Source organism: Alphaproteobacteria bacterium, from assembly GCA_030739735.1.
Lineage (GTDB): Bacteria > Pseudomonadota > Alphaproteobacteria > UBA7887 > UBA7887 > UBA7887.
In genome coordinates, this window is sequence record JASLYQ010000011.1 from 60201 (window position 1) to 84565 (window position 24365).

Consider the following 24365-nt stretch of genomic DNA (forward strand, 5'->3'; position numbering starts at 1 on the left):
CCGTGGTAAGTAACGGGCGGCACGCGTGCGCGGCCGCCTCGGAAATCCGGGCTCTTCCTATACAGCGCAGGGGCCGGATGTCAATCCGTTGCCGCCAGATCAGCCGGAAAAAACAGCTGCTCGCCATCGACCTCGAAACTAGCGATGGCTCCCTGCCCGACCGGCGAGAGCAGCCAATCGACAAAGGCTCGGGCAGCGGCGGCTTTAACGTGCGGATGGCGTGCCGGATTGATGGCGATGACGCCGTAAGCGTTTACCAGCGCAGCATCGCCCTCGAAGAGCAACTCCAGCGAGCCCTTGTTGGCGAATGTGGCCCAGGTGGCGCGGTCCGAGAACACATACGCGGCCATGGCCGCGGCAGTATTGAGGGTAGCGCCCATGCCGGCACCTAGCTCGCGATACCAGCCGTCTCTGGCCGGTAGCGGATCGATAGCTGCCTCCTGCCAGAGGGCACGCTCGGCCTTGTGGGTACCACTGTCGTCGCCGCGCGAGGCGAAGGGCACCGCTGTGCCGGCGATACGGGCGAAGGCGTCCGCAGCGCTATCCGCCGCCCCAACTTCCGCTGGGTCGTTGGCCGGACCGACGATGACGAAGTCGTTGACCATTACGTCATGGCGCGCAAGACCGTGGCCGTCCACCACCAGGGCTTCCTCCGAGGCCCGATGATGCACCAGCACCACGTCGGCATCACCGTTGCGCGCTAAGCGAATAGCCTGGCCGGTGCCAACCGCAATCACCTGTACGGCAATCCCGGTATCGCGTTCGAACTGTGGCAGCAGATGAGCGAAAAGGCCCGAGTTCTCAGTTGATGTGGTCGAGGCCAGCGTGATCGTCTCGGCCGCGGCTCCGGACGACAGCAACAGTGCAGCCGCAAACAGTCGCATCACCATAAAAGCTTGCCCTCTAAAAATGCATTTGCCGTCTCACTTTGCGGGCTGGCGAAGAAGTCTTCGGCCGCAACATGCTCGTCCACCCGGCCTTGATGCAGGAAAATCACTTCGTCCGCCAGACGCCTCGCTTGCCCCATATCGTGTGTCGTCATCACCAGCTTGCAGCCTTGCGCGTGCATGTCCTCTACGATGGCTTCCACGGCCGCTGTCGCGCCCGGGTCAAGGCTAGCCGTTGGCTCATCAAGGAACAAAACCTCGGGCTGCAAGGCCCAGACCCTGGCCAGGGCCAGCCGCTGCTGCTCGCCGCCCGAGAGTGTGGGAGCCGCTCGCATGGCGAAGTCGGCAAGGCCCGTGCACTCCAGAACCTCTGCGATGCGCTGCCCGCGCTCGGACCGCGGCACGCGGTGGATGACAAGCCCGTAGGCGACATTGGCATAGACCGAGCGCCGCAGCATGACCGGATCCTGAAATACCATGGCCTGCCGCTTGCGTTGCTCGCCAGCGTCGGGGCCCTGCCATTGCACACGGCCCCGGTGCGGCGAGAGAAGGCCATGGCAAACGCGCAGCAGCAGGCTCTTGCCCGCCCCGTTGGCCCCGAGGATGATGGTTTTTGGCCCGGCCTCGATGCGCAGAGATATGGCATCAAGCAAGGCCCTACCGTTAGCGTGCAGGCTGACCTCGCTCAACTCCAAAGGCAGAATCGCCATGCCTAACCCCAGCGGAGCGCGCGGGCGCGCGGGCGCGCAGCGCCAACCATTATGGCTGCCGTGGCACTGACCCCGATCGCCACCAGCACCAGCACCATACCGAGCGCCAGCGCCAGCGCCAGGTTTCCCTTGCTAGTCTCGAGCGCGATTGTGGTGGTCATAACGCGGGTCGCATGGGCGATGTTGCCGCCGACGATGAGCACCGCACCAACCTCGGCGATGGCGCGCCCAAAGCCCGCCATGACCACGGTTACCAAACTCGCACGCGCATCCCAGAGCAGCGTCGCCGCCACTTGCGACAGGCTAGCACCGAGCGAACAGAGCTGTTCCCGATAGCTTTGGTAAAGGTCGCGCAGCAGGCGATGCGAGAGCGCCGCGACGATAGGCAGCACAAGCACGCACTGGGCCAGGATCATCGCCGTCGGCGTGAACAAGAGACCGAGAAAGCCGAGCGGACCGGCGCGTGATAGAATCACGTAGAGCATGAGACCGATAAAGACCGGCGGCAGCGCCATCAGCGCGTTCAACATCACCACGACGACGCGGCGCCCGGGAAAGCGCCAGACAGCGATTGCGGCGCCGAGCGGCAGACCGATCGCCGAGGCCACCACGACGGCGGTGAGACTGATCGCCAGCGAGCGGCAAACTATCTCCAGCAGCGCGGCATCCAGGGAAACGACCAGGCCCAGCGCCAAGCCAAAAGCTTCGGTGAGATCGGACATGCCCGAGACGTTACGGAAAGTTGTCGACAAATGAAATAGAGGTGGATCAGTTGGCGCGCGGCACTTGGTTACGCCCTTCGTACTTGGTGGTGTACAGGGCCTGGTCGATGTTCGCTCTCAGGTTTTTAGGTAAGCCGTTGCAGCTGCTGTCCGACACGCCGCGTTTGAACGGGGGGGGTGAACCACCGCCGGAGCTGGGCAGACCATGGCTGGGAACCCTCTGAGAGGCATCTGCATCAAACGGCTTTGCGGTGGCCTGACCGCTACCCAGAAGAATCACCCCGAAACGAGTTAACCAGTACTAACTCAAAGGAATACCTCCCCTAATCGCGGCGGCGCCTGCCATGCTCCACCAGACCAGCAATTACGCCGCGTAAAGTGCGCACTTCCTGCTCGCTGAGCCGCGCGCGTTGGAAGATGTTGCGCAGGTTCCGCACCATGCTTGGACGCTTCTCCGCCACGCGCAAAAAGCCGCAGGCGTCGAGCTCACCCTCCAGGTGCTGGAACAGGCCCTGCAACTCGGCCTTGCTGGCAGTCCGCGAGGCTCGCTCAGACAGATCTTCCGCGGGCGTATCGTCGGCTACTATGAACCATTGATGCGCCAGCAGAAGCACTGTCATGGCCAGATTTAGGGACGCAAAACCGGGATTGGTGGGAACGGTAACGACGGCATCCGCCAGCACCACAGAATCGTTGTCGAGGCCAGTACTTTCACGCCCCAGCATCATGCCGCAGCGCTCCCCGGCCGCAGCCGCTGTGCGCAAACGGGTCGCGGCCGTCGCCGGGGTCAGAACCAAGGTCCGCATGTCGCGAGGGCGCGCTGTCGCAGCCACGACAAAAGTGAGATCGGCAAGAGCGCTTTCGACATCACCGTAGACCCGCGCATCGTCTATGACCGTGTCGGCGCCAGAGGCATTGGCGCGCGCGGCGTCGTTCGGCCAGCCATCGCGCGGTGCCACTAGGCGCAGATCGGTAAGGCCGAAGTTGAACATGGCACGCACCGCGGAGCCGATGTTCTCGCCAAGCTGCGGGGCCACGAGAATCACCGCCGGTGCCGCGGCCGCGGGTAGCTCCCGGCTACGGTCCGTGCCCGCCATGGCTGCCCAGAAGACGATAGGTGATGGCGTCCTTGAGCGCGTCATAGGATGCAGCAATAACATTGGGCGACACGCCCACCGTCGCCCAACGTACACCCTCGGCGCCTTCGCTCTCAATCATGACACGGGTGACGGCAGCAGTGCCCGCTTCCGGCGTTAGGATGCGCACCTTATAATCGACCAGCCGCATCTCGGTGAGCGCCGGAAAGACGCCGCTCAGCACCTTGGTCAAGCCGTTCGCCAAGGCATCGACCGGCCCGTTGCCCTCGGCCACAGTCATGATTTGCTCGTCGTTGACAACCACCTTCATAGTCGCTTCCGAGAGCGTGACGCGCTGGCCGCGGGCGTCGATGCGCTGCTCATCGATAACGCGAAAGCTGGTTAGGTCGAAGAACTCCGGCACAGTGCCGATCGTGCGTCGCGCCAGCAACTCGAAGCTCGCTGTCGCGCCGTCATAGGCAAAGCCTTGCGCTTCGCGCTCCTTGACCAATTCCATGAGCCGACCGAGCTTCGGCGACTTGGCATCGATCTCGATACCCAGCTCCTCGAAGCGATGCAGGATGTTCGACCGCCCCGCCTGGTCCGAGACGACGACCTGGCGACGGTTGCCGACCAGCTCCGGTGCGATGTGTTCATAGGTCGTCGGATCCTTGGCCACGGCAGAGACATGCAGGCCGCCCTTATGGGCGAAAGCCGAAACCCCAACATAGGGACGCATCGGGTCATTAGCCCGATTCAGGCGCTCGTCGAGCATGTGAGAGACATGGGTCAACCGCTCAAGGCCAGCGGCATCGATGCTTGTCTCAAAGCCCATCTTGAGCACGAGATTGGGGATAACTGCGGTGAGATCCGCATTGCCGCAGCGCTCACCGAGACCGTTCAACGTGCCCTGAACCTGACGCACGCCCGCCCGAACTGCAGCCAGGCTAGACGCAATGGCGGTACCGCTGTCGTTGTGGCAATGGATGCCGAGATGATCACCGGGGATGACCTCGGCGACCGCGGTGACGGCCTCTTCAATCTCATGGGGCAGTCGGCCACCATTGGTATCGCAAAGCACGATCCAGCGCGCGCCGGCATTGAACCCGGCCTTAAGGCAGGCCAGCGCATAGTCCGAATTGGCGCGATAGCCGTCGAAGAAATGCTCCGCGTCGAGTAGGACCTCTTCGGCGCGGGTCGCTGCGTAGGCGATGGAATCGGCGATCATCTCAATATTCTCGCCAAGCTCCGTGCCGAGCGCAGTGGTAACGTGAAAGTCCCAGGCCTTAGCGACAAGACAAGTGACGGGCGCACCGGCATTGACCACGCCGGCAAGTCCTGGATCGTTGGCGGCGCTGCAGCGTAAGCGGCGGGTCATGCCGAAGGTGGCAAGCCGGGCGTGAGAAAGCTTGGGCGGCGAAGAAAAAATTGCGTCGTCGGTGGGATTGGCACCGGGCCAGCCGGCCTCTATGTAATCGACGCCGAGCGCATCGAGCTCGCGCGCAATCGCCGCCTTGTCGGCGCTACCAAAATTAACGCCCTGGGCCTGGCCACCGTCGCGCAGCGTGGTATCGTAAATCCAGACCCTCTCGCCCATCACGCCCGTCGCCAGTCGGTAGTGCCGTCGGGCTTATCCTCGAGGATGATCCCCGCCGCAACGAGCTTATCGCGTATGCGGTCGGCCTCGGCAAAATTCCGTTTTGAGCGCGCTTCGAGGCGTGCCGCAACGAGCTCACCGACATCGTCAGACGCCTCGCCCTGGAACCACTCGTTAGATGGAAAATTAAAGATCCCGAGTGCTTTACCCGATGCCAGCAAGGCCGACTTGGCGGCAACCGAACGTGTCTTGTTGAGATCGCCGGCGACTGCATGCAGCTCGGCGATAGCCTTTGGCGTGTTTAGATCGTCGAGCAGCGCGGCCTCCACTGCCCCCGGGGCGCTGTCTCTGGCCTCGGCCTCGATATCGGCGACATTGCGCAGGGCAAGATAAAGTCGATCGAGATCCGCTTTGCTTTCGGCCATGCCTTCCAGCGTCCAGTCGAGCGGGTGGCGGTAGTGAGTCTTGAGCATATTGAAGCGCAGTGCCTCGCCCGGTGCGCGCGCCAGCAGTTCCTCGACAGTGAAGAAATTGCCTAGGCTCTTCGACATCTTTTCTCCCTCGACCACGACATAGCCGTTATGCATCCAGTAGCGCGCAAAGGTCTTGCCGCCGTGGGCACACATGCTCTGAGCGCGTTCGTTTTCGTGGTGGGGAAAGATGAGATCGCGGCCACCGCCGTGGATGTCGAAGGTTTCGCCGAGATAACGCTCGCTCATGGCCGAGCATTCCAAATGCCAGCCCGGGCGTCCTCGCCCCCAGGGTGAGTCCCAGCCGGGCTGGTCGGGTGTCGAAGGTTTCCACAAGATGAAGTCGCCAGCATCCTTCTTGTAGGGGGCTACCTCGACCCGCGAACCCGCCACCAGCTCTTCTGGCTTGCGGTTGGAAAGCCCGCCATAGCCGTCCATGGCCGGCACGTGGAACAGCACGTGCCCTTCCGCTTCATAGGCATGGTCTGAGGCCAACAAAGTCTCGATAAGCGCCAACATCTCGGGCACATGCGCTGTCGCGCGCGGCTCGACAGTCGGCTCCTCTGCACCCAAGGCGCCCATATCAGCGTGAAAGAAGTCCGTCGTGCGCTTGGTCAGCGCGTAGATTTCTTCGCTGTTGTCAGCGGCCGCAGCGATGATCTTATCGTCGATATCGGTGATATTTCGGACATAGGTGACCTTCGGATAGTGCCGCTTGAGCAGCTTGAACAAAACGTCGAACACCACCACGGGGCGCGCATTGCCGATATGCGCCCGGTCATAGACCGTTGGCCCGCAGACATACATGCGCACATGCGTTGGGTCCAAAGGCTCGAACGCTTCTTTTCGGCGGCTCGCGGTATTGTAGAGATGCAGGGTCATCATGCCGCACCGTGGCTCGTTTCAGCCGAGAGGTAGCAGATGCCTCGGGTTCGGTCTACTCCCCGGCCCGTTCTATTCGTGGTTGAGGAACCCGTTGACGATGGGGTAGCGGCGGTCGCGGCCGAAGGCGCGGCGGGTGATCTTGACGCCGGGCGGAGCCTGGCGGCGCTTGTATTCCGCTATATAGAGCAGTCGGCGAATGCGGCGTACCAGTGCCCGCGGATGGCCGCGGATGACGATTTCCTCCACCGTGTGTTCGTCCTCAACCAACCCTTCGAGAATATCGTCTAGCACCGAATAGGGCGGCAAGCTGTCCTCGTCGAGCTGGTCTGGTTTCAGCTCTGCCGAGGGTGGCTTGGTAATAATATTGTCCGGCATAGCCGGACCGTCCGGTCCGAGTGTACCCTGCAGCCTGTTCTCGTTGCGCCAGCGAGACAATTCAAAAACCGTCGTCTTATATACGTCCTTGAGCACGGAATAGCCGCCGCACATATCACCGTAGAGCGTGGCATAGCCAACCGACATCTCGCTCTTGTTACCCGTAGTCACCAGCATGTCACCGGTCTTGTTGGACAGCGCCATCATGATGATGCCACGCACGCGCGCCTGTACGTTCTCTTCCGTGGCATCGGGCTGGGTACCTTGGAAGAGCGGCGCAAGCATTCCTTCGAAGGCCCTATGTGCCAGCTCGATCGCTACGGTGTCGCAGCGGATCCCGAGTAGGCGCGCGCACTCGGCGGCATCGTCGAGGCTGTGATCAGATGAATAGCGCGACGGCATCCGGATGGTGCGCACCCGCTCCGGGCCGAGCGCATCTACTGCGACGGCCGTGGTCAACGCCGAATCAATACCGCCCGAGAGGCCGACGGCCACACCCGGAAAGTGATTCTTGTCGACGTAGTCGCGCAGCCCCGTAACCAGCGCCGCATAGATCTGCGCCATTTGCTCCGGTACCGGCGCCCGCTCACCTTCCTCGCAGTGCGCGCCGTCACCATCGATCTGCCAACGCGACACGTTGACGCATTCCTGCCACCATGGTGCCTGCAGGCAAAGCTTGCGCTTGCCATCGAGTACGAATGATGCGCCGTCAAATACCAATTCATCCTGGCCCCCGACTTGATTGACATAGACCAAGCCAAGTCCGGTCTCGGTGATTCGTGCAACCGCATAGGAGAGACGTGTATCTTCTTTGCCATGCTCGTAGGGCGAGCCGTTCAGGGTGACAAGAATCTGGGCACCGGATTCAGCCAGAATCTCGGCTACATCCGGGAACCACATGTCCTCGCAGAGTAGTACGCCGAGACGGACGCCGCGGAAGGCGATGGGGCCGGTGAGCGGTCCAGCTTCAAATACGCGCATCTCGTCGAAGACACCGTAATTCGGCAGGTCGTGCTTGTAACGCCGCGCCACTATCTTGCCGCCATCGAGCAGGGCCGCCGCGTTGTAGAGCTTGCCTTCCTCGCGCCATGGCGTACCCAGGAGCAAGCCGGGCCCGCCATCGGCCGTCTCGGCCGCCAGCTCCTGCACCATCTCCTCTGCCGCCTGCTGAAAAGCGGGCCGCAGCACCAGGTCCTCCGGCGGGTAGCCTGTGATGACAAGCTCGGGATAAACTACGAGATCGGCGCCGAGGCGCGCCGCCTCGGCGCGGCTTTCGCGAATCAACTCGGCATTGTGCTCGATCGCGCCCACGGTGGGATTGATCTGCGCCAGCGCTATCGACAGGCTCTCGCTCACGACTTGCGCTGCCTCAACAGGAACTCGCGCCCTACCTTCGTCAACGGCGTGCCATCATATTCGACAATATCCGCCGTGGCGTAGGTCTCTGGCCAAGTTTCGGGCAGGAACGAGCCTGTGCCAATAATATCCACCGGCGCCTCGACGCTCGCAAACACCTTGCACTTGCCAGGATTAAAGCCGGAACTGGCGATGATTTGCACGGCCGGGAAGCCCGCCTCGTCGAGAGCGTCGCGCAAGTGGTAGACCGCTGCCGCACTAACGCCAGCGCCGACGAGCCAGCGCAATTCCTCTTCGCTGCGATACGTGCGCGTGGCTTGCGGCACGTGCCGCTCAAGAGCGATGTAGGACTTGGCCGTGTCGAGCCCTTCGGCAAAGCGCCCACCGTGAGTGTCGATGCGCACCCGCAAGCCGCCATCCGCCGCAAGCTTCGAAAAACGTTTGGCCACGGCGATCGAATCCGTCACCTCTCGCCCGAAATAATCGACCAGAGCCGTGATTGACTCGTCGGGATAGGTGGCGCGGAACATCTCCGCCGCTCGCACTGTCGAGCCAGCATAGCCAATTAGCGCATGAGGCATGGTTCCGAGACCGCGCTCATTGCCAAAATAGTGTGCCGTCGCATCGTTAGCATTGCCGATAAAACCTACGGCGCCAGCCTCAGCCTGCGCCTTGCGTGAGCCGACGCTTGCGGCATAGGCCATCATGCCGGCCATCTCATCACCAGCGCTATGGCGCGCATCCATTGCCAAAAAGTGCACTTTCGGCAGGTCGGCGCACATGGTAAAGGCGTTGTAAGCGGCAACGCTGGGCGGGCCAAGCCGTTGCAGATAGAGTGTCTCCAAGTCGACCAGAGCGCTCAGAGGGCCGGAGATGTACAACAAGGGCTCGCCCGCGCCGACCCAGGCACCTTCCTCGAAGCATGGATCGATGTCGAGTGTGCAGTCGCGCTGACGCGCCGCCTCCTCCAGCCATTCCACGGCCAGACGCGGACAGAAGACAACCGGGCGGCGCATGAATACGGCATAGGTGACGTGCATGTCACCATGGGCACGCACGATTTCGCGCGTGCGCTTGAAATAATGGTCGGTGCGGCGCGCTACAGCGACCTCAAAGCCCTCGCGCTCCGAGCCCTCGCCGCCGCCGAGACCGGCGCCGGATTTAGAATGCTCCGGGGAAGTATCCACCGTCTAGCAACAGGTTTTGGCCAGTGATGAAACCGCTATGTGCGCTGCACAGGAAGGCGCAGGCGCGCCCGAACTCTTCCGGATCGCCAAAACGTCCGGCAGGGATATTGGCGAGCATGCTGCCGCGCACGGTATCGACACTCTGCTGGCGGGCCTCGGCCGCGCCCGCAATGCCCACAGTCAGGCGGTCCGTCTCAAACAAGCCGGGTTGCAGATTGTTGATGGCGACGTTATGGGGCGCCACCTCGCGCGAGATCGAGGCGATGAACCCGGTCAAGCCGGAGCGTGCCGCGCTCGACATCGCAAGGCCCGGAAACGGCATACGCACCGCCACAGATGTGACATTGACAATGCGCCCGAAGCAGCGCTCGACCATGCCGTCTATCGTGGCTTTGATGAGTTCAATCGGCGTCATCATGTTGGCGCTGATGCCGGCATCCCAATCTTCACGCCGCCAGTCGCGGAAGCTACCGGGAGGGGGGCCGCCATTATTGTTGACTAGGATGTCAGGCTCGGGACAAGCTTCGAGCAACCTTGCCCGACCATCTTCCGTATCGAGGTCGGCGACCACGGGGGTTGCCTCAACTCCAGTTTTAGCGGCGATGGCCATGGCCGTGCTCTCCACAACCGCAGCATCGCGGCCGTTGATCGCCACATCGACTCCATCCTCAGCCAAGGCCCGCGCGCATGCCCGGCCGAGGCCGCGACTGGAGGCACAGACGATCGCCTTGCGGCCTGTCAGCCCAAGATCCATGCGCCCTACTCCGCCGCTTCGGCGGCTTTGTCGAGCCGCCGCCCTTTCAGCGCCTCGGCGATCAGAAAAGCCAACTCCAGGCTCTGCGAGGCATTGAGACGCGGGTCGCAGTGAGTGTGGTAGCGGTCGGACAGATCCTCGTCGCTAATCGCCTGGGCACCACCTATACATTCGGTCACGTCACGCCCGGTCATCTCAAAATGGACGCCGCCCGCATAGGTGCCCTCGGCATCGTGGGCGGCGAAGAAACCCTTGACTTCGGCCAGCACCCGATCGAAGGGGCGCGTCTTGTGGCCCGACGACGACTTGATGGTGTTGGCATGCATGGGATCGCATGACCAGACCACGGAGCGACCCTCGCTTTTCACCCGCCGCAGCATAGGCGACAGCAGCTCCTGTACCTTGTCCGACCCCATGCGCGAGATCAGGGTCAGGCGGCCCCGACGGTTGTCCGGATTGAGCGCTTCGATCAGCCGTATCACCGTATCGGAATCACTGGTCGGGCCTACCTTAATACCGACCGGATTACCGACGCCTTTGAGAAAGGCGACATGAGCATGGTCGGGATCGCGCGTGCGATCGCCTATCCAGAGCATGTGGGCGGAGCAATCGTACCACTCGCCCGTGGTGCTATCGATACGCGTCAGGGCCTGCTCGTATCCGAGCAGCAACGCCTCGTGACTGGTAAAGACACTGGTCTGCTGGATCTGTGGCACCTTCTCAGCATTGATGCCACAGGCTTCCATGAAGGACAGACTTTCGCTGATGCGCTCGGCAAGATCACGGTAACGCTCGGCCTGGGCGCTGTCGGCAACGAAGCCGAGGTTCCAGCGGTGCACTTGGTGCAGATCGGCATAGCCGCCCTGGGCCAGCGCACGCAGCAGGTTAAGGCTGGCGGCGGCCTGGGCATAGGCCTGGATCATGCGTTCGGGATCGGGCTCGCGCGCGCCGGCCTCAAAATCGATGCCATTAATGATATCGCCGCGATAGCTCGGCAGCTCAACGCCGTCTTGGGTCTCGGTCGGCGTCGAGCGTGGCTTAGCGAACTGACCGGCCATGCGCCCGACCTTGACCACAGGAAGCGCAGCGCCAAAGGTCAGCACCACCGCCATTTGCAGCAACACCCGGAAGGTGTCGCGGATATGATCTGGGTGAAACTCGGCAAAGGCCTCTGCGCAATCGCCACCCTGCAGCAAAAAGGCCCGGCCTTCCGCCACCTCGCCAAGCCGCGCCTCGAGTTCACGCGCTTCGCCGGCAAATACCAACGGCGGTGACTTGGCAAGCTTGGCCTCCGCCGCAGCCTTGGCAGCGTCGTCCTTGTAGACCGGCTGTTGCCGTATCTCGTAGTCGCGCCAGCTCGCGGGTGACCAGGGTCCCGACATGTCATCCTCCATCGAGACAAGTTGTGGAATGGGGCGTATACACCCGGGAATGTACCAAGGCCAAGGGTTTCGTAGCCCGGAGCACGCTTGGCCGATCTCAATCGACGCTACGCCAGCCTTAGCGCCAAGTACTCAGGCTGTACATCCCCCGTTGCAGCCAAATGTCATGCCCGCAGCACTTGTCCAGAATGTGGCACTAGCCGGACTTCGTATTATCACCGAAACAAGTCGAGCTTTGCCTCACCTGTCGATCAGTTCGGAAGTCCGTTGCCATGGGCTAGAACCTCATGCGATGCGCTCGGCGATGGCGACCATGCGGTGCATCGAACGCAAGACCGGTTTCTCAATCAGCTTTCCGTCTATCACGACGAGGCCGCTGTTGCCTGTCTCGAAGGCGTCGATGATGCGCCGCGCCCTATCAAGATCTTCGGCACTTGGGCTGAACACCGCGTTGACGACGGGGATTTGCTTGGGATGGATCGCGGCCTTACCGGTGAAGCCGAGCGCCGCGCAGGCCTTCGCCTCGGCCTCAAGACCGGCCTGGTCCTCGAGATCGAGAAAAGGCACATCGATCAGGTCGACATCTGCACCAGCGGCCGCATGAACGAGACGTGAGCGCGTGTACAGCAGCGTCTCCCAGTTAACTTCCGTACGCAGCTCCGCCGCCATGTCGACGGCACCGAAGAGCAACGAGTCGATACGTGGCGAGGCACGCGCTATCTCGTATGCCGCATCGAGCCCATCGTTGGTCTCGATGATGACATGGAAGCGGATATGCCCATGTGAGCCAGTCAGCAGCTCGTCGAGCAGGCGCACTTCATCGGGCGTCTTGACCTTGGTCAGCATCAGCGCCGGCGGCGGTGTCTCGCTGTTAAGGATCGCCAGCACATCGCGCAAGCCCTCCGGCGTACGCAGGCAATTGATCCGCACGACGCACTCCACGCCGTCATCGGGCTGGGCGCTTTCGAACAGCGCCATGGTTTTGGCGCGCGCATCGTCCTTGTAATTTGGCGCCACCGCGTCTTCGAGATCGACAGTGACGATATCGGCGTCAGTTTTGAGCGCCTTGGGAAACATCTCAGGCTTATTGCCGGGGGCGAAGATCAGGCTACGCCGCGGCCGAATGCGAGTGGAATCCATAGTGCGGACCTCAGATCCCGCGGAACAGCTTCTTGGGAAACTGGTTGATATCCGCGGCGGCGACGAAGAAAGCAAACACAGAGACGGCCCCCAGCACCATCCATCTCGGCAACAGTCGATAGTGCGCGTCGACGCGGAAAATCCGCCACAGGCTGAAAGAAAAGCGCTCCACTCACTGTCTCCCCTCTGGCGCCCGGCTGGGCGTATAAGCGGCAAACATTAATATAGCCGAGGGTTACCATCAACTGACGCCCACCGACATGTTATATACGCCGCCGGCGCGCCTTGAGGAGACCGTGCATGCTATCCAACGCCAGGATCAATATCCCCGGTGGCATCGACTTTACCCTGCCCCGCATGGTGCCAGTGCGTCAGCACTTCGAGCGGCATACCATCGCTGATGTCGCAGCTGCGGTCAGCGCGCAACTCTCCCGGCCTGAGATTGCCGCCACAATACGGCCCGGGGCGAGCATCGCTGTCGGTGTTGGTAGCCGCGGAGTCGCCAATATCGATATAGCCGTCAAGACCATCATCGCAGAGCTCAAGGCTCGCCGCGCCAAGCCCTTCGTGTTTCCCGCTATGGGGAGCCACGGCGGCGGCAATGCCGAGGCCCAGGCGAGCCTGTTGGCAGGATACGGCATAGAAGAAGGTTCGATCGGCGCACCGGTGCGCGCGACCATGGAGACCGTGGTTGTCGCCGAAACTGATCAGGGTATCCCCATCCACATGGACAAATACGCCCACGGCGCCGATGGCGTCGTCATCATCAATCGGGTCAAGCCCCATACCAGCTACCGCGGGCCGGTCGAGAGCGGTGTGCTCAAGATGATGATCATTGGCATGGGCAAGATCGCCGGCGCCAGCGCTATTCACGGCGGCTATTCGATGGACGATTTCGGCGCGATCATCCCACACGCCGCAGAGGTGTTAATGCGACACGTGCCGATTCTCTTCGGCATCGGCCTGGTCGAGGATGCTTTCGACACCACTGCGGTGGTCGAGGCGATGACGCCGGAGGTGCTCTTCGAGCGGGAATCGGCCCTGCAGGCAAAAGCGAAGGAGCTGATGGCCCGGCTCCTGGTCGATGATATCGACGTGCTCGTAGTCGACGAGATCGGCAAGAACATCTCGGGCTCGGGCGCCGACCCCAACGTCACTGGACGCAACGCCCGCGGCGCCGCCGGCTTCGACAAGCCACGCGTCCGCAAGATGGTGCTACTCGACCTCAACGATGCCACCAAGGGCAACGCCACCGGCTTTGCCAGCGCCGACGTCATCACCCAGCGCCTTTTTGACCGCACCGATCTCGGCGTCACCTTATCCAACGTTGTGACCTCGAGCTATCTCGAGAGCGCCAAGATTCCCCTAACCATGAAGGACGGCGACGCGGCGGTGCGCATCGCAGTGAAGACCTTGCATAATACCGACCCGATGCGCGCGCGCATCGTGCGCATCCGCAACACGTTGGAACTCGTTGACATCCACCTCTCCGAGCCCATGCTTGATGAGATCAGTGGTAATCCACGTCTGGAGGTCATCGGCAAACCGGCTGATATGCTGTATTAGGCCTCAACCACCAGCCGGCGGGTGTAGGCGAGCTCGTGTGATAGGCGCTGGTCGATGTCGCGGATCGTATCCGAGCCGATCGTGAGGTCTTCACCAATGAAGCCGCGATGCTTCACCGGCACCCGGTATAGGTTCTCGAACGATAGATAGCCGTCATAGCCGATGCGCGCGAGCCCCCCGATGGCCTCGGCCCAGTTCAGCGTGCCCTCGGCCAACTCGTCAAAGCGCCAGCGCCAAGTACCGTCTTCGAGTGGCTCCCAGCGTGTATTCTTGACGTGCACGTGGTCGATATATTCACCCAGGATGTCGACGCTCATCTGCAAATCCATGCTGCCTTCGATTACCATGTTCCCAGGGTCCCAGATCACCCCGATAAGCCCCGGATCGCACTCGCCGACAAGCTCGCGCGCCGTTGCTGGGCCGCAGGCGATGGTGCCGAAATGAACTTCGATAAGGCCTTTGACACCGCTGCCGTCAAGTAGGCGTTGAGCATTCACGAGCTTGATCTTCGTGGCGTCAAGAATAGCCCGATAGCCCAGGCTTTTGTCGTAGCGCCCACTGAAAAAGCGGAAACGTGGACAGCCCATGCCTTGTGCGCCGGCAATCATGCGGCGGATATCGTCGTCGTCGTCGGGTTCGACGAAGGTGGTGAGGCCTGCGACGGCGATGCCACGTGCGTCGCACATGGCCTTGATGCGGGGTGCCTCAGCGTCGATCGTTGCCTTGGAAAAATGGTATTCGCCGTTGACCCGCCACTCGACCCCGTCATAGCCGTGGCGGGCCAGTGTCTCGACAACCTGCTCGGGGCCGAGCTCGGGTAACACGCCGCTACAAACGCTGTATTTCACAACTCCACCCGCTTCGCCCTTCGGTCCAAGTGATCGGCATCGATCAGCACGCCCGGATTCAGCAGGCCGTGGGGATCGAGCTGCCGCTTGGCAGCTGCCAAAGCGTCGGCGAACAGATCGGGTCTCTGGCGGTCGTACCAAGGCCGGTGATCTCGACCAACGGCGTGGTGATGGGTGATGGTACCACCATTGGCCATCAGGGCCTCCGACGCCGCCTGCTTTATCTCGCGCCACTGATCGAGCATCACGCGCACGTCGCTCAAGGCGTGAAAGGTAAAATAAGGCGCCGGTCCATCCGGATAGGTGTGGGTGAAACGGCAGGTCACCAGCCCCGTATTGCCGGTCACGCGCCGGATGGCGTCTTCCGCCGCAGACTTGACGTTGGCATGGAACTCGGCGAAGCGATCCCAGGTGGTTGAGGTTTCGAAAGTATCCTGGATAATACCTCGGGATATGATCGCTTCGCGGTAATAGGGCATCCGCATAAACGCGTTGCGCCAACGCCCCGCGGCACCCGACCGGTGGCCTTCATCTCCGCTCTCCTCTGGCACCCTGCCGCCATGGTCGCGCGCGCATTCGAGGGCACACTCCATCCATGGTCCAACTTGGTGATCAGCGGACTCGAAACCCAACACCACGAGATGCGCGCTGCCGTCGCCAGCCCCGCTCATGGCCGCCTCGTCGGCATCGACCAGCCGGCAGTTGCTGGGAAATAACCCGGCCTGGGATATCGAGCGCACCGCCTCTGCTGCCTTATGGAAATCGTCGAACTGCACTGCGGTGCCGGCACGAAAAGTGGGCCGATCCTGGAGGCGCATCCAGGCCTCAGTGATGACACCAAGAATACCTTCCGAGCCTATCATTAAACGGTCGGGACTGGGACCAGCGCCTGAGCCCGGCAGGCGTCGCGACTCTAGGGTGCCAGAGGGCGTCACTGTGCGCAGGTTTTCAACGAAATCATCAATATGGGTGTAGAGGGTAGCGTAATGGCCGCCCGATCTGGTGGCGATCCACCCACCGAGGGTCGAGAACTCGTAGGACTGCGGAAAATGGCGCAACGTCAGCCCGTGTGGCTTCAGCGCCGCATCGAGGGCCGGGCCGAAAATACCCGCCTGGATGCGTGCCGCCCGCGATGTCTTGTCAACCTCCAGCACCTGGTCGAGCTTGCGCAGGTCGATGGTCAGCCTACCGCACGCGCTGTCGTGGTCCCCGTGCTCGATGCCACCGACCACCGAAGAGCCGGCCCCAAAAGGTACTACCGCCAGGCGGGCCTGCGTAGCCCAGTCAAGGGAATCGACGAGCTGCTGCTCGGTCTCCGGATAGGCAACAACATCGGGCGCCGACCGGAAATTTCGCTGCAGCGTGCGCGCATAATCAGCAAATGACTTACCATAGGTGTGCGAGACTCGATCACGCGGATGGACGCTACAAATATCCTGCAAGGGCCCTGGCACCGCGACGCGCGGCGGCGACAACACAATGTCGGAAAGCTTCGGAATCGCCGCGGCCGGGGGCAGCTTGATGCCAAGCTTGCCACAGACATGCTGCACGGCCTCGCCGACCTCGTCTTCTGCGACCGTCTCGTCAGCATAGCCCCAGCCCCAGAACCTTAACTCTCGAAGATTATTTTTCATAGTTTATATCATTATTACCGATAGTTACAAATATTTATTAATTTTATACCTTAATTCTAAGTAGGCAAATACATCGTCACCAACTCCTCCGCGGCCGTGGGGTGGATGGCCATTGTGGAGTCGAATTGAGCTTTTGTCGCGCCGCATTTCAGGGCTACCGCGATGCCTTGCACAATTTCGGGCGCGTCGGCGCCGATCAGGTGGCAGCCGAGCACCCGGTCGCTATCGCGATCCACCACCAGCTTCATTAGGGTGCGTCCGGGATTGCCGCTCAACGTGTTCTTGAGTGGACGGAAGGCAGAGCGGTAGATGTCGACCGAGGAATAAGCGAGCCCCGCAGCTTCCTCGGGCAGCCCCACGGTGCCGATGGGCGGCTGGCTAAAGACGGCAGTGGCAATATCAGCATAGTCGACGCGCTGGGGATTGCCATTGAACCAGGTCTCGGCCAGCGCCCGACCCTCGGCAATAGCGACGGGCGTGAGATTATTGCGGTCGGTGCAGTCGCCGATGGCGAAGACGCCAGCCAAAGTCGTTTGCAGATTCGCGTCGACCACGATAGCGCCATTATCCGACATCACCACGCCAGCTTCGGCCAGGCCAATACCGGCAGTATTGGGCTTGCGCCCGGTCGCGAACAACACTGCATCGGCATCGAGCATCACGCCATCGGTCGTTTCCACGGCATAAGCATTGCCGGCGCGGCGCACCTCGGTGACCTTACAACTGGCGTGGATGGTGATGCCACTGCGCTGCATCTCCTCTTCCAGATGCAGGCGCAGGTCATGGTCGAAGCCGCGCAGCAGATGATCCGCGCGGATGAGGATAGTCACCTCGGCTCCGAGTTGGTGGAAGATGCCGGCAAACTCGACCGCGATATAGCCGCCGCCCACGATCACTATACGCTCAGGAAAAGCCAGCAGGTCGAGCGCTTCATTGGAGCTGATGACATGCTCCTGGCCAGGAAAGGTGGGCACCTCGGGCCAGCCGCCGGTGGCGATCAGGACGCGCTCGGCCGTGACCTTGCGCTCGCCGACCTCGACAGTGTGAGCATCTATTAGCTTCCCACGCCCGGCCAAAATCTCGACCCCGGCAGTGTCGAGCATTGAATTGTAGATGCCTTCGAGGCGATCGAGCTCGGTATTCTTGTTGGCAATGAGCGTTGGCCAGTCGAACTTGGCCTCCGCGATGTGCCAGCCGAAGCCCGCGGCGTCATCGATCTCCTCGCGCACATGTGCTGCATGGACCAGCAGCTTCTTCGGCACACAACCGCGCAGCACACAAGTGCCCCCCACGCGTCCTTCCTCGCAGATGGCAACACGCGCGCCATAGGTGCCGGCGCGCCGGCAGGCGGCAACGCCTCCCGAGCCGGCACCGATGGTGACGAGGTTGTAATCGTAGACCAAGGAAGACGCTACTTATCGATGGCGCCCATCAGCATGTACTTGGTTTCCATGAACTCAAGCATGCCTTCGCGCGCTCCCTCGCGGCCGATACCAGATTCCTTAACACCACCGAAGGGTGCCACCTCGGTCGAGAGGATGCCCTCGTTGATCCCGACCATGCCGTATTCGAGCGCCTCGGCGACACGCCAGATGCGGCCGATGTCGCGGCTGAAGAAATAAGCGGCCAACCCGAACTCGGTGTTGTTGGCCATCTCAATCGCCTCTTCCTCGCTGTCAAAACGGAAAAGCGGCGCGACGGGGCCGAACGTCTCCTCACTGGCAATGCGCATATCCCCAGTCACATTGGTCAGCACGGTCGGTTGAAAAAATTGACCGCCGAGTTCGTGCCGCGCGCCCCCGGCGGTCACGGCCGCGCCCTTGGCGACAGCATCGGAGATGTGCTCTTCGACCTTCTCGATCGCCGCCATATCGATCAGCGGTCCCTGGGTGACACCATCGCCTAGGCCCTCGCCCACCTTGAGCGCGACTACAGCTTCGCCGAGACGCTTGGAGAATTCCTCGTAGATGCCGCCCTGCACCAGGATGCGGTTGGCACAAACGCAAGTCTGCCCGGCATTGCGATACTTGGACGCCATGGCCCCCGCCACGGCCTGATCGAGATCGGCATCATCGAAGACAATCAGCGGTGCGTTGCCGCCTAACTCGAGCGAGACCTTCTTGATGGTGGCAGCGCACTGGGCCATAAGCACCTTTCCTATCTCGGTCGAGCCGGTGAAGGACATCTTGCGCACGGTCGAATTACCTGTCAGCTCACTGCCAATGGCAGTGGCCGAGCCCGTGATCAGATTGAACACACCCTTTGGGAAGCCGGCCCGCTCCGCAAGCTCGGCCAGCGCCAGCGCGCTGTAAGGCGTGGCGGAGGCAGGCTTAATGACGATGGGGCAACCAGCGGCAAGCGCCGGCGCCGCCTTACGCGTAATCATGGCGGTGGGAAAGTTCCAGGGCGTGATCGCCGCGACGACACCGATCGGCTCCTTGGTGGTGACTATACGACGGTCCGGCAGGGTTGCAGGAATCACTTCGCCATAGGCGCGCTTACCCTCCTCTGCAAACCACTCGACGAACCACGAGGCGTAGTGGATTTCGCCTTTCGCCTCAGCCAGCGGCTTGCCCTGCTCTAGGGTCATGATCATGCCGAGGTCATCCAGGTTCTCATGCATCAGATCGTACCACCGGCGCAGGATTTGGGCCCGATCCTTCCCGGTCAGGGCACGCCAGGCCGGCCAGGCAGCATCCGCCGCCTCGATGGCCCGGCGCGTCTCGTTGGCACCCATCATTGGTACCGTGCCCAGCACCTCAGCGTTGGCCGGATTGCTCACCTCGAAGGTGCTTCCCGAGTCGGCATCGACCCACTCGCCGTTGATGTAGCACTGACTGCGGAACAGACTAGGATTATTGAGTTGCATGTCTATCTCCGTGGCAAATGGGCTCGTCGGCGGAAGCCCCGGCGAATACGTCCCTGTTTTTGCGGAATTCGTGCGCCCAAGTATACGCGCCACACGGCCTGCGGCAAGACATGGCGTTGCCGTTCCGTGGCAGGCAAACAGTCACACGGGCGTAAAAAGAGTTAATTCAACAGTCGACGGGACAAAGGCTGTAATGGACACAAGGAGAGACGTGAAACGAGGGCGAGAGATTTCGATTGGCGCACGTTCAGTATGGGAGGGTGGCAAGAACAATAGAAAGTCCTAACCGTAGACGGTTTACCAACTAAGTTCAGTGACCCCCAATCAGCCCAGATGTGCTGGAGGTGGCTGAGGTGGCTCGAAGGTGGGCCAACGCCCCTAGGGTCCCGGGGCACCGCACCCGGCTCCGCCGAAGAGAGGCTTCCGGAGCACTCCTCGGCATGTTGGAGGTGATGACTTTGCCACCGTCTCCTTTTTTTCTGTCAGACATGGCACATTCTCGCCATGAGCATGCGCAGCAGAGCCGCCATCGACCGGGCCGTCGCAGAGCCGTCGCCGCCCTCGAAGCGGGCGATGCGGATGCCTTGCCGCGGCTTGCTGCCCTGGCCGAAGAGGCGCCGCGAAATCCGCGCGCCCATTTCGCCCACGCTTTGGCCCTAGAGGCGGCAAAACGCCCGGCCGAGGCGATCGCCGCCTACAGCCGTGCGCTGGGCCGCGGCCGCAAACTCGACGCCGCCGCGCAACGCCTAGCCATATTATTGGTAAACTACAGCGCAGTGCCACCCGATACGCTCGATCGTCGCGGCCTACTCGCGGGCCTACGCAACTCGAATATCGACCCGTATCCCCTCGGTCGAGTGGGCTTCGCCTGGCTGAAGTCCCACGGTGCCTTGGCAGCGCCGATTGCGCTCGGGCGCAACGCAGGCTGGTCAGCGGCGGCTGAGGCGTTTCTGGCACACCACAATGAGGTAGCCCAAAGCGATCCCTTGCTGCTCACCTGTCTCGAACAAGGCAGCAATGCCGATGCCGATATCGAGTTATTGCTGACTGCGGTGCGCCGCGTCCTGCTGTTCAGCCCCGCTCTGGTGGAGCGCAAGGCGCTGCGCGCTCTTGCCTGCGCCGTAGCCCGCCAGGCCCGCACCGGCGACTATGTCTGGTTTGCGGATGCCGAAGAGCGCACGGCACTCGGCACGGAAATCAAGAGCCCGCTGCTACAGGCGCTTTATACTCTGCCCGCCCCAGGCGCCCAAATTCGTCCGCGCACCCTCGCGGCCATGCTTATCGAAGCTCACGCCGAGGCTGAGAACGAGCGCAGCTTGGCGACCGAATTACCCTCACTCGGCGTACTAACCGATGCCACATCTAGCGCCGTCGCGGCGCAATACGAGAACAACCCCTATCCCCGCTGGCAGCGTCTGACCCGCCCGCGGCCGGGCGCCTTCCTCCAAGACATGGCGCGCTTTGTCGGCACTACGCCGCAGCGTCGGCCCGAGGTCCTGATCGCCGGCTGCGGTACCGGCCAGCAGGCGATTGCGGCGAAGCTAGGCTATGGCAAGGAAGCACGGATCACGGCGCTCGACCTCAGCCGCGCGAGCCTCGCCTATGGTGCCCGCCGGGCGCGAGACTATGGCATCGACCATATCCGCTTCGTTCATGGCGACATTTTGGAAGCCGCGGGTCTCCGCCGCCGCTTCCACATCATAGAATGCATTGGCGTGCTGCACCACATGGCGAACCCGATGGCCGGCTGGCGGGCACTAGTTGACTGCCTCGAACCCAATGGCGCCATGCTCATCGGTCTCTACAGCGCCGCCGCTCGCCAGGAGATTGCCACGCTACGGGCAGAGATCGCGCACCGCGGGTTAGGCACCGATGCGGATACGATTCGCGCGTTCCGCCGAGAGCTGATGATGGATGCACAGACGCGCTGGAAACAGACCCTGTCAGCACCTGATTTTTACGGCCTCAACCGTTGCCGAGATCTGCTTTTCCATGCCCACGAGCGGCCGGTGAAGATCCCCGAGATCGGGGTTTGGCTCGGTGAATTGGGCCTAGATTTCCGCGGCTTCGCCCTGCCAGAAGCGCGGCTCGCCCGCTTTCGCCTTGAGCACCCTGACGCCGATCCCGCGCGTGATCTCGATGCCTGGCACGCCTTCGAGACCACATATCCACGCACCTTTGCTGCCATGTATCAGTTCTGGTGCGTCAACTCCCGGCCGCATGCAGCTTGAGGCCTGCGAAGATCGTTTGATTGACCGGCACATCTAGCTCGTCCTGCGCAGCCAGACGCACCACCGCCCCGTTGAGCCAATCGACTTCCAGTGGCTTGTGGTGGGTGATGTCGTAATGCATCGACGAGGTCATGGTCGGTGGCACTTTCATGAACACCCGCACGGGCTCGGCCTTAAAATCGTCGGGCAGCATTACGCCACGCGCCTCGGCAAGTGTCAGCACTTCGCGGGCACAGCGGATCAGCACCTCGCGGCAGACCGGATCCTCGCGGATCGGGCCTATGGCGCAGCGCGTCAGCGCGGTCATACCGTTATGGGCGCAGAGGCCAGTAAACTTAATCCATAATGCCGCCTCAATATCGGTGCTCAGCTCGACATCCAGGCCAGCCTTGGCACAGGCCTCCGTAATCACGCGGGCGCGTGTTGACTCGCTGCCGTCGCGCTCACCAATCTGCAGCTTGGCGCCGGGCGTCGAGTGGACGATGTGTCCGGGCTCCTCGATCAGCGAAAGTATGTAGATGACGCCACCGAGCACATGCTCGGGCCCGACGATGGCGGCCAGCCGATCCTCGTTCTCGACTCCGTTTTGCAAGGAGATGACCGCGGTGTCCGGTCCCAGCATTTGCTTGGCAAGCTCACCCGCGGCCTCTGTCTGATCGCTCTTGACGCAAACGAACACCACATCCACTGACCCGACACCATCGGCATCCGGACGCACATCGACCTCAGTCAGATCGACATCTCCGAGCTGGCTCGTCAGCCGTAAGCCCGAAGTCTGCATGGCGGCGAGATGTGGCCCGCGCTGGATAAACGTCACCCGTTCCCCCGAGGCCTGTAACCGTGCTCCCACAAACCCGCCGACCCCGCCGGCCCCAATAAACGCTACGTGCATGATGATTCCTTCCCTTTTTCGGACCAGTGCAACGTTGCCACGAGTTTACGCTGACCGGACGGCGGCGAGAACCTCCATTGCTGGGACCCAGCCTGGATATTAATGGGATATGATACCTAGTTCTGGCAGGTGCACCGCCATCGACTCCAGAGGGGAATAAGTATGATGTCCCTCTGGTAAAACAACGATTAGCTGGCTACTCTCATACGCGTCGAGGCATAGCACAAGTTCCGATCAAACGCGCCCCAACAAGACCAACTCACGACCGGCCACACGACGCGAGTGAATGTCGTGGAATCCGAGTCTATCGTAAAAGGCTCGGTTAGCGACCTTCGCACCCGTGACAACGTGGCAACGCGGGGCTTTGGTAAGAAAGGCTTTGATCAGGGCGCGACCAAGACCCCTCCCCTGTGCGCATGGCGCAACATTGATATGGAAATGCGCCGGGTAGATCCCGTAGAGATCGGCGAAGGCGCGGATATAGAATATGTCGTCGGCCAACACGATACTGTCATGGCAGCCCATCAGATAACCGACGACCGGCCCTTCGCCAGCCAACAGAATCAGCTCTCGACAAATTCTTAGATAGTACCCTGTCCATCGCTCGTAATAGGTGGCACCCGCCAAGGTGCCAGCAGTAACATCGAAGATCTGGCGAATGTCGACTGCCGCCGCGGCTTGTTCGGCCGACGAAAGAGATGGCAGAGACCTTAGCAACACCACGCCGACCCCGACCGCAAGCCTATGGTGAGCAAGCGTCCATCAGCCCCCCCACCAAGGATCACCCTGCCGCCAGCCACCGCAGGCGACTGCATCCTTAAAAGGCGGAAACCGATGAACACAAAAGCTATCCACCATCAAAATATGTTTGGGTTTCCTATGCAGTAATGCTCACTGGCAAGCGCCAACAAATAATAATACCATCGCAACCACACCACCTGAGTGCGCAATAGTCCTAAACCATGGTACTTTCAACGTATAAAACAATGCGTGAGCGGTTCTGCACCAAAAGAACAGTGCGGCTCCAAAGACAGTCATGGGTGTGCTAATTGAAGCGACCTGGGTTACCAGAATCAAACAAGCAAATGGTACTAAATTCTCTACCATATTGCTGTGTGCCCTCTTTAGCCGCCCGGACCAAGCCGGAACAGGTGCCGGATTTTCCGGATACCCCACTAAATCCGTTATTCCCCAACTCATTACTCTTGCAATAACGTACGGGAATGCCATCAACACGCAGAGGGCGGCACTCATAGCTAGATAACACAATTCAACATTCATATTATATTCCCTTCACCATCCACTTTTCTCTTCAATAACAACTTCTTATACATCATCTCAACAAGATTTATCTTCAAAACCCTACCTCTAGTTCTCATATCCCCCTCCTTCCAATAACTAGCAATCTCCTTATCCGACATTCCCCGGATGACCACTTGCGGTCGCTTGTAGCTTAGCAAATATGACGGTCGAAGGCGATTCCGGTCCTGATCCGGCAGTCTGCATGGCGAGCTCCCCTCTTCGTCGAGCCGATTTGGCGATCAAAAGCCCGGCCAGTGACCTTTTCGCGCTGTGAGAGCGTACCCCGGCGCGCGCCGCACATACCTGTCCGGTCGAGCGATCGATGCTACTGGATCGGCCGCTGTCATGGCGGCAATGGTGCTGGTCGCCATATTTGGCCTTCCATTTGTAGAACGTCGTCGGGCTGATGCCGTGCTCGCGGCAGACCTCCGCCGTCTTCAGGCCACGCTCCTGCTCAGCCAAAATCGCGATGATCTGTTCCT

The 24365-nt window shown here is 61.5% G+C and carries 20 protein-coding genes and 1 pseudogene; 2 read left to right on the forward strand and 19 right to left on the reverse strand.

The window, feature by feature from the left end:
* Positions 1-80: 80 nt before the first annotated feature.
* The 12 genes from QF629_07320 to QF629_07375 form a co-directional block, all read right to left on the reverse strand.
* Positions 81-890 carry a substrate-binding domain-containing protein gene (locus tag QF629_07320; GenBank protein ID MDP6013338.1) on the reverse strand — a complete coding sequence of 270 codons (810 nt, stop codon included), beginning with the start codon at positions 888-890 and terminating at the stop codon, positions 81-83.
* Entirely contained in the window at positions 884-1597 is a 714-nt protein-coding gene (locus QF629_07325) for an ATP-binding cassette domain-containing protein (GenBank protein MDP6013339.1), read from the reverse strand. The genes QF629_07320 and QF629_07325 overlap by 7 nt, the downstream gene beginning before the upstream one ends.
* 2 nt (positions 1598-1599) lie before the next feature.
* Positions 1600-2319 (reverse strand): ABC transporter permease, encoded by a 720-nt coding sequence (locus QF629_07330; protein ID MDP6013340.1) that lies wholly within the window; start codon positions 2317-2319, stop codon positions 1600-1602.
* 323 nt (positions 2320-2642) lie between these two features.
* Positions 2643-3416, reverse strand: a complete 774-nt coding sequence (locus QF629_07335; GenBank protein MDP6013341.1) for an RNA methyltransferase — start codon at positions 3414-3416, stop codon at positions 2643-2645.
* A complete protein-coding gene (gene cimA / locus QF629_07340; GenBank protein ID MDP6013342.1) occupies positions 3397-4992 on the reverse strand; it encodes a citramalate synthase in 1596 nt (531 codons plus the stop codon). The genes QF629_07335 and cimA overlap by 20 nt, the downstream gene beginning before the upstream one ends.
* On the reverse strand, positions 4992-6344 hold the full coding sequence (gene cysS, locus QF629_07345; GenBank protein MDP6013343.1) for a cysteine--tRNA ligase: 1353 nt from the start codon (positions 6342-6344) through the stop codon (positions 4992-4994). The genes cimA and cysS overlap by 1 nt, the downstream gene beginning before the upstream one ends.
* Before the next feature lie 72 nt (positions 6345-6416).
* A complete protein-coding gene (locus tag QF629_07350) occupies positions 6417-8078 on the reverse strand; it encodes an NAD+ synthase (GenBank protein MDP6013344.1) in 1662 nt (553 codons plus the stop codon).
* Positions 8075-9265: a nicotinate phosphoribosyltransferase gene (locus QF629_07355; GenBank protein ID MDP6013345.1), complete on the reverse strand. Its 1191-nt coding sequence runs from the start codon at positions 9263-9265 to the stop codon at positions 8075-8077. Before QF629_07355 ends, QF629_07350 begins: the two co-directional genes overlap by 4 nt.
* On the reverse strand, positions 9240-10019 hold the full coding sequence (locus QF629_07360; protein MDP6013346.1) for an SDR family oxidoreductase: 780 nt from the start codon (positions 10017-10019) through the stop codon (positions 9240-9242). The genes QF629_07355 and QF629_07360 overlap by 26 nt, the downstream gene beginning before the upstream one ends.
* Positions 10020-10024: 5 nt before the next feature.
* Positions 10025-11401, reverse strand: coding sequence for a 3-deoxy-7-phosphoheptulonate synthase class II (locus tag QF629_07365; protein MDP6013347.1), 1377 nt, complete (start codon positions 11399-11401; stop codon positions 10025-10027).
* A gap of 285 nt (positions 11402-11686) precedes the next feature.
* Positions 11687-12541 carry a CoA ester lyase gene (locus QF629_07370; protein ID MDP6013348.1) on the reverse strand — a complete coding sequence of 285 codons (855 nt, stop codon included), beginning with the start codon at positions 12539-12541 and terminating at the stop codon, positions 11687-11689.
* A gap of 10 nt (positions 12542-12551) precedes the next feature.
* Positions 12552-12713 carry a hypothetical protein gene (locus tag QF629_07375; protein ID MDP6013349.1) on the reverse strand — a complete coding sequence of 54 codons (162 nt, stop codon included), beginning with the start codon at positions 12711-12713 and terminating at the stop codon, positions 12552-12554.
* 128 nt (positions 12714-12841) lie between these two features.
* On the opposite strand from QF629_07375, the gene QF629_07380 reads away from it, so the two are divergent.
* Positions 12842-14107: a hypothetical protein gene (locus QF629_07380; GenBank protein ID MDP6013350.1), complete on the forward strand. Its 1266-nt coding sequence runs from the start codon at positions 12842-12844 to the stop codon at positions 14105-14107.
* On the opposite strand, the gene QF629_07385 is transcribed toward QF629_07380, so the two are convergent.
* Genes QF629_07385 through QF629_07400 form a run of 4 tightly spaced genes read right to left on the reverse strand, consistent with a single transcriptional unit; the run spans position 14104 to position 19458 of the window.
* A complete protein-coding gene (locus QF629_07385; protein ID MDP6013351.1) occupies positions 14104-14955 on the reverse strand; it encodes a sugar phosphate isomerase/epimerase family protein in 852 nt (283 codons plus the stop codon). The genes QF629_07380 and QF629_07385 overlap by 4 nt on opposite strands.
* Positions 14952-16589 carry an FAD-binding oxidoreductase gene (locus tag QF629_07390; protein ID MDP6013352.1) on the reverse strand — a complete coding sequence of 546 codons (1638 nt, stop codon included), beginning with the start codon at positions 16587-16589 and terminating at the stop codon, positions 14952-14954. The genes QF629_07385 and QF629_07390 overlap by 4 nt, the downstream gene beginning before the upstream one ends.
* 56 nt (positions 16590-16645) lie before the next feature.
* Positions 16646-17992 (reverse strand): glutathione-disulfide reductase, encoded by a 1347-nt coding sequence (gor, locus tag QF629_07395; GenBank protein ID MDP6013353.1) that lies wholly within the window; start codon positions 17990-17992, stop codon positions 16646-16648.
* A gap of 8 nt (positions 17993-18000) precedes the next feature.
* Positions 18001-19458, reverse strand: a complete 1458-nt coding sequence (locus QF629_07400; protein ID MDP6013354.1) for an NAD-dependent succinate-semialdehyde dehydrogenase — start codon at positions 19456-19458, stop codon at positions 18001-18003.
* 452 nt (positions 19459-19910) lie between these two features.
* Here QF629_07400 and QF629_07405 point away from each other — a divergent pair, with 452 nt between their 5' ends.
* Positions 19911-21689: a class I SAM-dependent methyltransferase gene (locus QF629_07405; protein MDP6013355.1), complete on the forward strand. Its 1779-nt coding sequence runs from the start codon at positions 19911-19913 to the stop codon at positions 21687-21689.
* Here QF629_07405 and QF629_07410 read toward each other — a convergent pair.
* From QF629_07410 to QF629_07420, 3 genes and pseudogenes are all read right to left on the reverse strand, one after another.
* On the reverse strand, positions 21664-22581 hold the full coding sequence (locus tag QF629_07410; protein ID MDP6013356.1) for a 2-dehydropantoate 2-reductase: 918 nt from the start codon (positions 22579-22581) through the stop codon (positions 21664-21666). The genes QF629_07405 and QF629_07410 overlap by 26 nt on opposite strands.
* Positions 22582-22815: 234 nt before the next feature.
* The gene (locus tag QF629_07415) at positions 22816-23301 is read right to left on the reverse strand and encodes a GNAT family N-acetyltransferase (GenBank protein MDP6013357.1); all 486 of its coding nucleotides are present in this window, start codon (positions 23299-23301) and stop codon (positions 22816-22818) included.
* 948 nt (positions 23302-24249) lie between these two features.
* Positions 24250-24365: pseudogene (locus tag QF629_07420) on the reverse strand (transposase).

Excerpts from the sequence above, each read along its gene's own strand:
- QF629_07405 (MDP6013355.1), top strand. The coding sequence starts at position 19,911 with ATGACTTTGCCACCGTCTCCTTTTTTTCTGTCAGACATGGCACATTCT.
- QF629_07390 (MDP6013352.1), bottom strand. The coding sequence starts at position 16,589 with ATGAAAAATAATCTTCGAGAGTTAAGGTTCTGGGGCTGGGGCTATGCT.
- QF629_07380 (MDP6013350.1), top strand. The coding sequence starts at position 12,842 with ATGCTATCCAACGCCAGGATCAATATCCCCGGTGGCATCGACTTTACC.
- QF629_07330 (MDP6013340.1), bottom strand. The coding sequence starts at position 2,319 with ATGTCCGATCTCACCGAAGCTTTTGGCTTGGCGCTGGGCCTGGTCGTT.
- QF629_07335 (MDP6013341.1), bottom strand. The coding sequence starts at position 3,416 with ATGGCGGGCACGGACCGTAGCCGGGAGCTACCCGCGGCCGCGGCACCG.
- cimA (MDP6013342.1), bottom strand. The coding sequence starts at position 4,992 with ATGGGCGAGAGGGTCTGGATTTACGATACCACGCTGCGCGACGGTGGC.
- cysS (MDP6013343.1), bottom strand. The coding sequence starts at position 6,344 with ATGACCCTGCATCTCTACAATACCGCGAGCCGCCGAAAAGAAGCGTTC.
- QF629_07320 (MDP6013338.1), bottom strand. The coding sequence starts at position 890 with ATGGTGATGCGACTGTTTGCGGCTGCACTGTTGCTGTCGTCCGGAGCC.
- QF629_07410 (MDP6013356.1), bottom strand. The coding sequence starts at position 22,581 with ATGCACGTAGCGTTTATTGGGGCCGGCGGGGTCGGCGGGTTTGTGGGA.
- QF629_07360 (MDP6013346.1), bottom strand. The coding sequence starts at position 10,019 with ATGGATCTTGGGCTGACAGGCCGCAAGGCGATCGTCTGTGCCTCCAGT.
- QF629_07365 (MDP6013347.1), bottom strand. The coding sequence starts at position 11,401 with ATGTCGGGACCCTGGTCACCCGCGAGCTGGCGCGACTACGAGATACGG.
- QF629_07325 (MDP6013339.1), bottom strand. The coding sequence starts at position 1,597 with ATGGCGATTCTGCCTTTGGAGTTGAGCGAGGTCAGCCTGCACGCTAAC.
- QF629_07370 (MDP6013348.1), bottom strand. The coding sequence starts at position 12,541 with ATGGATTCCACTCGCATTCGGCCGCGGCGTAGCCTGATCTTCGCCCCC.
- QF629_07400 (MDP6013354.1), bottom strand. The coding sequence starts at position 19,458 with ATGCAACTCAATAATCCTAGTCTGTTCCGCAGTCAGTGCTACATCAAC.